The 9,017-nt window shown below is 61.8% G+C and carries 10 protein-coding genes and 1 pseudogene; 4 read left to right on the forward strand and 7 right to left on the reverse strand.

Annotated features, from left to right (window positions below):
• Positions 1-127, forward strand: a pseudogene (locus QT222_RS11985) (ornithine cyclodeaminase family protein); the annotation flags it as partial.
• A 40-nt stretch (positions 128-167) separates the two neighbouring features.
• Here the strand turns inward: QT222_RS11985 and QT222_RS11990 are convergent.
• The 7 genes from QT222_RS11990 to hisH all read right to left on the reverse strand — a co-directional run bounded on the left by QT222_RS11990 (position 168) and on the right by hisH (position 6,409).
• Positions 168-386, reverse strand: a complete 219-nt coding sequence (locus QT222_RS11990) for a DUF7535 family protein (protein WP_491477305.1) — start codon at positions 384-386, stop codon at positions 168-170.
• Positions 387-444: 58 nt separating this feature from the next.
• Complete coding sequence (locus QT222_RS11995; RefSeq protein ID WP_274520017.1) at positions 445-579, reverse strand: hypothetical protein; 135 nt, start codon at positions 577-579, stop codon at positions 445-447.
• A gap of 141 nt (positions 580-720) precedes the next feature.
• Entirely contained in the window at positions 721-3,597 is a 2,877-nt protein-coding gene (gene leuS, locus QT222_RS12000; RefSeq protein ID WP_491477306.1) for a leucine--tRNA ligase, read from the reverse strand.
• A 206-nt stretch (positions 3,598-3,803) separates the two neighbouring features.
• On the reverse strand, positions 3,804-4,250 hold the full coding sequence (gene hsp14 / locus QT222_RS12005; RefSeq protein WP_004058009.1) for an archaeal heat shock protein Hsp14: 447 nt from the start codon (positions 4,248-4,250) through the stop codon (positions 3,804-3,806).
• Between the two features lie 114 nt (positions 4,251-4,364).
• Complete coding sequence (gene hsp14, locus QT222_RS12010; RefSeq protein WP_004058011.1) at positions 4,365-4,772, reverse strand: archaeal heat shock protein Hsp14; 408 nt, start codon at positions 4,770-4,772, stop codon at positions 4,365-4,367.
• Between the two features lie 116 nt (positions 4,773-4,888).
• The gene (gene pheA, locus QT222_RS12015; protein WP_004058013.1) at positions 4,889-5,695 is read right to left on the reverse strand and encodes a prephenate dehydratase; all 807 of its coding nucleotides are present in this window, start codon (positions 5,693-5,695) and stop codon (positions 4,889-4,891) included.
• 54 nt (positions 5,696-5,749) lie between these two features.
• Positions 5,750-6,409, reverse strand: coding sequence for an imidazole glycerol phosphate synthase subunit HisH (hisH, locus tag QT222_RS12020; RefSeq protein WP_004058015.1), 660 nt, complete (start codon positions 6,407-6,409; stop codon positions 5,750-5,752).
• Between the two features lie 186 nt (positions 6,410-6,595).
• Between hisH and QT222_RS12025 the strand changes: the two genes are divergently transcribed.
• The 3 genes from QT222_RS12025 to QT222_RS12035 all read left to right on the forward strand — a co-directional run.
• Positions 6,596-7,528, forward strand: coding sequence for a phosphate/phosphite/phosphonate ABC transporter substrate-binding protein (locus QT222_RS12025; RefSeq protein ID WP_004058016.1), 933 nt, complete (start codon positions 6,596-6,598; stop codon positions 7,526-7,528).
• A gap of 61 nt (positions 7,529-7,589) precedes the next feature.
• Positions 7,590-8,336, forward strand: a complete 747-nt coding sequence (locus QT222_RS12030; RefSeq protein ID WP_004058018.1) for a phosphonate ABC transporter ATP-binding protein — start codon at positions 7,590-7,592, stop codon at positions 8,334-8,336.
• On the forward strand, positions 8,333-9,017 hold a 685-nt coding region (locus QT222_RS12035; RefSeq protein WP_491477307.1), incomplete at its 3' end, for a PhnE/PtxC family ABC transporter permease. The genes QT222_RS12030 and QT222_RS12035, both read left to right, overlap by 4 nt.

Raw genomic sequence — 9,017 nt, forward strand, 5'->3', positions numbered from 1 at the left:
TATCAGCGTCTTCGACTCGACCGGTCTCGCGATTCAGGACGTTGCGGCCGCGCACGTCGCCTACGAACACGCAAACGAAAACGACAACGGGTACGAATTCGACCTCCTCGGCCTCGCCGACGAGTAAGGACACCGTACACCCCGAGTCTGGCATTCATTCTATTTTTTCACGTCTCTGAGCCGCGCTGTCCCGCGAAATAGTCGAATCCCTTCGACAGCGCGTAGACGATGATGAGGAAGGGTAAAAGCGGGAGCATGAGGACGACGAGGATGAGAAACATCGTCCACCCGATGGGGTCCATCTCGATGTTCGGGTGCATGCTGGTCTCCGGCGTAACGCTACGGTACGCCTTCTGCGAGAGGGATAATGAGTCGTCTTCGCTCATGGCGAACTGTAGGTTCGCTACGAGGATAAGGTGACCGCCGACTCGTTTCCGTCCGAACTCACCGGTGTCGGTACTTCGCTCGCTCTTTCGTCCCGCCGCAATCGGGACACTCGTAGAGTCGTCTGTCTTCCAGGTCGGTCTGCTTTTCGTCGTCAATCCGGTACATCTCGACCTCGCAGTCCGCACACAACATACATTAATTATCGTGCATGATACTGTAAGTCTAGGGGAGAGTTCGCTATAAGAGCCATTGGTGGTGGGTTCACACTATCTGAACCGCTTCGTATCAGCAGTGAAAATTAGAAGCGACAACAAAAATCCGCCCGCTGTCCGGCTATTCGAGGTGGACTGCGGGGCGGAACGGAATCGCCTTCGAGGCGCGGTCGGCCGGGTCGACGATGTCCGAGTCGTCCTCGGCGAAAACGTCCACGTCGGCGTCGAATTCGCGGGCGAGGAAGTCCGCGGCGCGTTCGTACGTCGCCACTTCGTCCAGTTCGAGTTGGGCGCGGAGCGTCGACTCGCCCTGTCCGCGAGTCTGGCTCACGAGGTCTTGGACGAGGTCGTTGACGGCGTTGCCCTTCTCGCGCAGGTCGGGGTTCTGCATGACCTGCCCCATGATGGCACCGACGTTGTCGCCGTTTTCGACGACCGTCTCGAACACGTCGCGCTTCCAGTCGGCGGCGACGTAGACGCGGATGGTGTCTGGGTCCGACTCGGTCACGTCGATGATGTCGCGAACGTCCTCGGTCAGGCGCTCGACCTGCTGTTCTTCGAGTTCGACCGTCTCGTCGTCGAAGGCGTCGTCCGGTTCCGGCCACGGTGCGTCCTCGGCCGGGGTTCCGGTCAACTGCTCGTGGAGTTCGTTCGTCATGAACGGGATAAAGGGCGCGAGCAGGCGCAGGCGTGTTTCGAGGACGTTCCGGAGCGTCCACTTCGCAGCAGGCCGGTTGAGGTCCGTCCGGCGGCGGTACCAGCGCAGGTCCTCCTCGAAGTTGTAGAAGGCGGCCTGACTGGCAGAGCGCGTCTCGGACTCGTCCATCGCCGTGGTCACGTCGCGGACGGTGTCCTGTAGCTTCGAGAGCAGCCATCGGTCGACCGTCTCCAGTTCGGGCTGTTCGTCCGGACCGGGGTCGGCGATAATCTCTTGCGCACGGTTCCAGAAGCGTTCGAGTTGGTCGTAGACCGACCCGACGAGGTCGTCGCGCCAGTCGTAGTCCTGCCACGGTTCTGCGGAGTTGAGCAGGAAGAAACGAACGGTGTCCGCACCGTACTCGCCGATAGCCTCACCGGGGAGGACGACGTGGCCCTTCGAAGAGGACATCTTCTGGCCTTCGAGCAGGCCCATACCCATGATGACGATACCCTGTGGCCACTGCGGTTCGTCGAACAGTTCGCCGTGGTGGAACTGGTAGAACGTCAGGTGGTTCGTGATGAGGTCGTTGCCGGAGAACCGGTAGTCGACCGGGTACCAGTAGTTCCACTCTTCGCGCAGGTCGAGGGCGCGCTCGTCCACCTCGTCGGCCGCGTCGGGACCGTAGAACAGCGTGTCGAAGAAGTCCTGCGTGAGGTCTTCGACCGGGATGTCCTGCAGGCGGTGGGCGATGGTGTAGTACGCCATGTAGATAGTCGAGTCCGAAAGCGGCTCGATGACGAACTGGTCGTCCCACGGCAGGCGGGTTCCGAGCCCGTAGTTCCGGATACACGGCCAACCATTCAGCCAGTCGATGGTGTGGTGGTACTCGTCGCGGGTGTTCTCGGGGATGGCGTCCAGCCCGTCGGCCACGTCGTGGGTGAGTTCTTTCCAGTCCTCGTCGTCGTACGAGAGGAACCACGTGTCCTGCTCGGAGACGACGACATCGCCGCCACAGCGGCAGACGACTTCCTCGGAGAACTCCTGCATCACGTCGAACTGGCCGGCGTCGACGCCGTCGGCCTTGAAGTCGTCGCGGACGTCCTCGACGAGTTCGCCAGCGTAGTCGCCGTAGAACGCTTTCAGGCGACCGGCGTGGAACTCCTTGTTGTAGAGGTCCTTCGTCGCCTTTTCGAGGGCCGGGTCGTCGGACGACTCGATTCCCTTGCTCTCGACGGCCGACTGCGCGGGAATTTCGCCGTACTCGTCGTCCTCGGAGTCGATGTCGAGAATCGGAATCGGCTCGATGTCCGCCACGTCGGCGGGGTCGATGCCGAACGATTCGAGGTAGTCGGTGTCGGCTTTCGCCTCTTGGAGCGCCACGTAGTCGTCGGGGCTGTGAGCCGGGACGGACATGACGACGCCCGTCGCGTTGTCGGCGTCGACGAATCCGGCCGGAAGGACCAGCACGTCGTCGCCGGTGACGGGGTTCTCGACCGACTGGCCGACAAGTTCAGCTCCTTCGACCGTCTCCAGAATGTCCACGTCGCGGGCCTGATATTCCAGTTTCGCGGCCGCGTACTCGGAGACGAACCACGGTTCGCCGTCGACTTCGGCGACCACGTAGGTCGCTTCGGGGTCGATGTAGGCGTTCGTCACGCCGTGGACCGTCTCGGGGCGCAGCGTGGCCATCGGGACGACGACCTCGTCGTCGCCGCGTTCCCAGCCGAAGCGGACCAGCGTGTACTCCTGGAACTCCGCGTTCTCGCCTTCGAGCAGGTCGTGCGTCGTGACCGGTTGCTCTTCGTTCGTACAGAACTTGACGGGGTGCAGCCCTTTCTCCAGTCGGCCGCGCTCGCGGAGCGTCCGGTACTGCCACTCGATGAACTTCGAGTAGCGCTCGTTGTTCGTCGTGAACTCGCGTCGCCAGTCGATAGAGAGACCGAGCGACTGCATCCCCTGTTTGTAGTGCTCTTCGATGAAGTAGCGCGCCCACCCCATGGGCGTCTCGAGGTCCGGGAGCGTGTCTTCTGAGACGTTGTAGGTGTCGGTCAGCACGGACAGTTGCTTTTCTTCGCGCTTCTTGAGGCGCTCGACGGCACCGATAATCGGCGTGCCGGTCACGTGCCACGCGATGGGGAAAAGCACGTTGTCGCCCTGCTGTCGTCGGTACCGAGCGTACACGTCTGGAACGGTGTACGTTCGCGCGTGCCCGATGTGCATCCCGCCGCTGGGGTACGGATAAGGCACCGTCACGAACGTGGCGTCGTCGGCGTCTGCGTCCGGGTCGGCCTCGTATCGGCCGGTCTCGGACCAGCGCTCCCGCCAACGCGCTTCCAGTTCCTGCGGGTCGTAGTCCATAGTCGTGGTAGTGGTACCCCGGCCTAAAATAACTCCTATACTCGACTTCTCGGTCTGTCTGATTGCGGCAGATATTGCCACACCGTGGTACGCCACACGGTACGCGAGGGTCGTTGCTGTGTCCCGAACTGGTGTTGGCGTCGTCCAGTCGAATCGTCTCGAACGCGATGTGTTAAAAGAGACCACCACGAGACCAAGAGACCTCGTCACTTGATGTCGATGCGGCGGGAATCGTCGGGGTCGGCGTCGAGTTTGGGAAGCATCACGGTGAGCACGCCGTTTCGGTAGGTCGCTGACGTGTTCTCTGCATCGACTTCTTCGGGGAGGCGAATCGTTCGGTGAGTGGACTCGTGGCGACGTTCGCGGTGGAGGTACTCGCTGTCTGCGTGCTCGTCCGTCAGTTCGCGCTTCGCGTCGATGGTCAGCGTACGGTTAGCGACGGACAGCGAGATGTCCTCTTTTTCGTAGCCCGGAAGGTCAACGGAGACGACGAGTTCGTCGTCGTGGTCGGCAATGTCGACCGCCATCTCGTGCATCCGGGTCGAGGGCAGCATACCAGAGCGGTCGAACTGGCGGCCCATCTCGTCGAACTGTCGGGACATTCGTTCGAACAGTTCTTCGAAGTCGTCGAATGGGTTCGTGCGTGGCATCATCGGTGTTTCACCGAGAGGTAAAGACGCCGTCTGAGGAGATAACGATTTCCAGAACCAGAATAGCAATTCGCACGGTACGGTGCTCAGATACCCAATAACCGGGATATAAGCCGCTCACTCGATGTCGATTTCGGTCGAGTCGGCTCCCGGTTCCGCCTTGGGGAGCGTGACGGTGAGGACGCCGTTTTGGTACGCCGCGGTTATCTCTTCGCGAAGTACGTCTGTGGGAAGTGTGAGCGACCGGGAGACGGACCTGTGGCTCCGTTCCCGCCGGACGTACTGCTCGGTGTCGACATCGGACGACTCCTCGTGTTCGGCGGCGATGGTGAGTTGTCGACCCTGAACGCTCACATCGAGGTCGTCCTTCTCGAATCCGGGAAGGTCGGCGATGACCTCGATCTCGTCGTCGTGGTCGACGACATCGAGCGAGATGTCTTGGAAACGAGCGAGTCCGGACTCTTCGAACGACCGGCCCATCCGGTCGAACAGGTCTTCTATCTCGTCGAATGGGTTTCGCTGCATACGGGTCAACCTACGTCAGCGACGACAAAGAAAGATGTGCCTGTCCTCACACATTGAGGGTGTTCTCAGTCCAGTGTGGACCGCTCTAGCACGCGGTGGGGGAAACGTTCCAGCACTCAGTACAACACGTGCCGCGTGTCGTACGACCCGAGGACGCGGACCCAGCCATTGCGGGCGATGCCCTCGACTTCGTCGAGCGCCTCCTGCATCCGTTCTTCGTAGAGCCCGGCGTCGGCGTCGATGTGGAAGAGGTAGTCGCCGAGACGGTTGCCGCTCGGGCGCGACTCGATACGCGAGAGGTTGATGTCGCGTTCGGCGAACGCTTCGAGCAGTTCGAGGAGGAGACCGGGGTAGTTCGCGTTCGGGTAGACGACGAGGGAACTCTTACCACCGGCGTCGGACCGGGCCGAGGCGGGCGCGACGACGAGGAACCGGGTCGCGTTCGACGAGCGGTCCTGGATGTCCGCGGCGATAATCTGGAGGTCGTCGCCACTGTTGTCCGGGTGGCCGATACCTGCGACCGACGGGTCGTCGCGGGCGCGCTCGACGCCGCGGGCGGTGCTAGCGACCGCTTCAAGTTTTACGTCGGGGTAGTTCTCGTCCAGATAGGTTCGACACTGCGCGAGCGCCTGCGAATGGCTGGCGACGGTGTCGAAGTCCTCGCTTTGCGCCAAGAGCGCGTGGCGAATTGGCGTGACGATTTCTTGGACGACGCTCACGTCGGAGTCGGCCACAGCGTCGAGACTCTCGGAGACGCTGCCTTCGATACTGTTCTCGATAGGGACGACACCTCGCTCGAACGACCCATCGGCGACTGCTTTGACGATGGACGTAACCGATTCTCGGAAGGCGACGTCGTCGGCGACCGCGCGGGCGGCGCGATGCGAATAGGTGCCCGCCGGGCCGAGCGTGACTGCCTGCATAAACCCCCCTTGACGCAGTACCGACAAAAGGCCGTCGGGGGTGGCAGATTCGGCCTACTGGTTCGCGCAGAACTCGACGAAGTTGCGGAGAATAGTGAGACCGGTCTCGCCGGATTTCTCGGGGTGGAACTGCGTGCCGAAGACGGTCCCCTCCTCGTTGGCGACGATTGCAGGGAACTCGACGCCGTAATCGGTCGTGGCGACGACGGCGTTCTCGTCGTCGGGGTCGGCGTAGTACGAGTGGACGAAGTAGGCGTACTCACCATCAACACCTTCGACGATTGGGTGGTCGCGCTGGGCGTGCAGTTCGTTCCAGCCCATGTGGGGCACCTTCTGGCCCTCGTCGAAGCGGACGTTTCGACCGGGGATGAAATCGAGGCCTTCGACTTCGCCCTCGCCCGCGTGGTCCGCCTCCTCAGAAGAGGTGAGAAGCATCTGCATCCCGAGGCAGATACCGAATATCGGCGTGCCGGCTGCTGCGGCCTCGGCGAGCGGTTCGCGGAACGGTCCCGCGTTGTCCATTCCTTCCGAGAATGCGCCGACGCCGGGGAGAACGATACCGTCCGCGTCTTCGAAGTCGGTCGGGTCGTCGGAGACGACGACGTTCGCACCGGCGCGTTCGAGACCGCGTCTGGCGCTCCGGAGGTTCCCAAGCCCGTAGTCGACCATCACCACGTCGGCGAGGGTCTCCGCTGTGGCCTGTGTCGTGCTCATACACTTACGTGAGAGAGCAGGGGGCAAGTGAGTTTCCGTCGCGGCGACCATCGTAGATGTGCGAAAATTGGTCGATTGTTCTATGTTTACTCACGGAGTACGCAATAGCAATTTATATCTATTTAGCTATATGATAAAAAATATGAAAGTTTAATCCCGACCTATCATAGTTTCTTCTCAGTCCACATGTATTCCCGACGCAATTTACTCAAAAAGACCGGTGCGGTCGGTGCACTCGGTATCACAGGTGTCAGTGGATGTATCGGCAGCTTCGGCGAGCAATCCTACGGGAACGGTGAAATCAACTTCATGATGTCGCCGTCCGAGCCGCAAGACTACATGCGGTCGCAGTACAAGCCGTATGCGGACCACCTCCAAGAACAGACCGGCACGACGGTCTCTCTGAAGTACGCCGCCGACTACTCCGCGGTCCTTCAGGGTCTCGGGTCGGGGACGGCCGACATCGCGGAGACCGGTCCCTTCGCCGCCGCTCTCGGTGTGAAAGCCGACAAGGCGAATATCGCCCTCCAGCGTCACGCCTACGGCTCGTGGGACTACACGAGCGTCATCGTGACGAAGAAAGACTCCGGCATCGACTCGCTGTCCGACCTCGAAGGCGAGAAGGTTGGCTTCGCCGACATGACCTCCGCCTCCGGGTCGCTGTACCCGCTGTACATGCTACAGAAGGCGGGCCTCAGCATCGGTGAGGCACCGGTCAGCGACTCCGGCGCGGACTTCACCGGTACGTGGTCGGGCCACGCCGAGGCGTTCGCCGCTCTGGAAAACGACCAGGTCGCCGCCGCTGGTGTCGGGAAGTTCATCACCCAAGCTGACGACGGCGAACTCGCCGACGGGTACAAGTACGTGAAGACGTACGAGGGAATCCCCCGCGCGCCGATGGTGGTCAGTCCGAACCTCTCCGAAGAGGGGAAAAACGACGTCATCAACGCCCTACAGGCCGCCCCAGAGAAGGTGTACTATGGTGCAGATGGTGAGAGCGACACCGACGACGACCTCTGGTTCGACGACGTCCGCACGGCGGACCTCAAAACGTACGAACCGGTCATCAAAGTCGCCAACGAACTCGAACTCTCGACCGACCTCCTGAACCAGGGCTGAACGCCTCTTCGAAGCGCCGCAGGTCGGGACAACCAACTACAATATTTCAGACAACAAATCAATGCCCGCAGTTTCGGTACAGAACGTCACGAAGCGGTTCGGCGACACGGTCGCCTTAGAGAACATCTCCTTCGAGATACCCGAAGGGGAGTTCGTCGTCCTCCTCGGACCCTCCGGAGCGGGGAAGTCGACACTCCTTCGAATCCTGAACGGTCTCACCCAGCCGACGGAAGGAACGGTCCACATCAACGACCGGGCCGTCACTGGCCACCGGTCGGACGTCGGGATGGTCTTCCAGATGCACTACCTCGTCGAGACGATGAGCGCCTACCGCAACGCCCTCACCGGTGCCCTCTCGCGTGTCTCGCTCGCCGAGAGCCTCACTTCGCAGTACGGTGAAGAAGACAAACTAGCCGCACTCGAAGCGCTCGACACGGTCGGTCTCCTCGACGAAGCGCGGCAGCGTGCCGGGTCGATGTCCGGAGGTCAGAAACAACGCGTCGGTATCGCCCGCGCACTGGTCCAGCAACCGAACCTCCTGCTCGCCGACGAACCAGTTGCGAGTCTCGACCCGAAGGCTGCCGAGGAGGTCATGGGCTACATGAAGACGGCCGCCCACGAGCGAAACCTGACGACTATCGCGAGTCTTCACCAGGTCAATCTCGCCCGCGAATTCGGCGAGCGCTATATCGGCCTGCGAGACGGCGAGGTCGTCTTTGACGGCCAGCGAGACGACCTGACGATGGATGTCGTCGACGACATCTACTACGAAGACAGCGAAGCCGGCATGGTGGAGGCGATGGGATGAACGACGACCTCCGCGCCGACGGCGGCGGCGATGGGATGAACGACGACCTCCGTGCCGATGGCGGCGAGAGAACGTCGGCACCGCGACACATCCAAGACGCGCTCACGACCATCGAGCGCGCGCAGTTCATCCGACGAGCACTCATCTTTGTCGGGGTCGTCGCGCTCTTGGCGCTGACGGGTCTCGGCATGACGTATCTCGGGTTCACCGTCGCTCAAATCTACCGTCAACTCCCGCAGTTTCTGCACAACGTCGCCGAGTTCCTTTCGCCGGACTTCCACTACTTCACGCTCTTCGCCATCGAAAACGGCCTACACGGGTTCGCCGCCCTCTTCGAGAGCCTCCTCAACCCCGCATCGCTCCTCGACGCCGTGCTCAACCGCGACCAAGGGCTGAGCATCGTCGGCGGTGCAGTCGCGACCATCGTCATCGGGTTCACCGGAACGGTCATCGGCTTCCCGCTCGCCCTCGTCTTCGGTGTACTCGGGTCCGAGCGCGTGACGCCGTTCCCGTTTAACTTCCTCTTCCGTGGCACGATGTCCGTCATCCGCGCCGTGCCGGCGCTCGTGTGGGTGCTCATCTACATCCCGCTCGTAGGTATCACCCCCGTCGGGGCGATGCTGGCTATCGGAACCGACACCGTCGGTAACCTCGGACGCCTGTTCACCGACGAACTCGAAG

This window comes from Haloferax sp. s1, from assembly GCF_058382125.1.

Coding starts and splice junctions, on each gene's coding strand:
- QT222_RS11990 (WP_491477305.1), bottom strand. CDS start 386: ATGAGCGAAGACGACTCATTATCCCTCTCGCAGAAGGCGTACCGTAGC.
- QT222_RS11995 (WP_274520017.1), bottom strand. CDS start 579: ATGTTGTGTGCGGACTGCGAGGTCGAGATGTACCGGATTGACGACGAA.
- leuS (WP_491477306.1), bottom strand. CDS start 3,597: ATGGACTACGACCCGCAGGAACTGGAAGCGCGTTGGCGGGAGCGCTGG.
- hsp14 (WP_004058009.1), bottom strand. CDS start 4,250: ATGATGCCACGCACGAACCCATTCGACGACTTCGAAGAACTGTTCGAA.
- hsp14 (WP_004058011.1), bottom strand. CDS start 4,772: ATGCAGCGAAACCCATTCGACGAGATAGAAGACCTGTTCGACCGGATG.
- pheA (WP_004058013.1), bottom strand. CDS start 5,695: ATGCAGGCAGTCACGCTCGGCCCGGCGGGCACCTATTCGCATCGCGCC.
- hisH (WP_004058015.1), bottom strand. CDS start 6,409: ATGAGCACGACACAGGCCACAGCGGAGACCCTCGCCGACGTGGTGATG.
- QT222_RS12025 (WP_004058016.1), top strand. CDS start 6,596: ATGTATTCCCGACGCAATTTACTCAAAAAGACCGGTGCGGTCGGTGCA.
- QT222_RS12030 (WP_004058018.1), top strand. CDS start 7,590: ATGCCCGCAGTTTCGGTACAGAACGTCACGAAGCGGTTCGGCGACACG.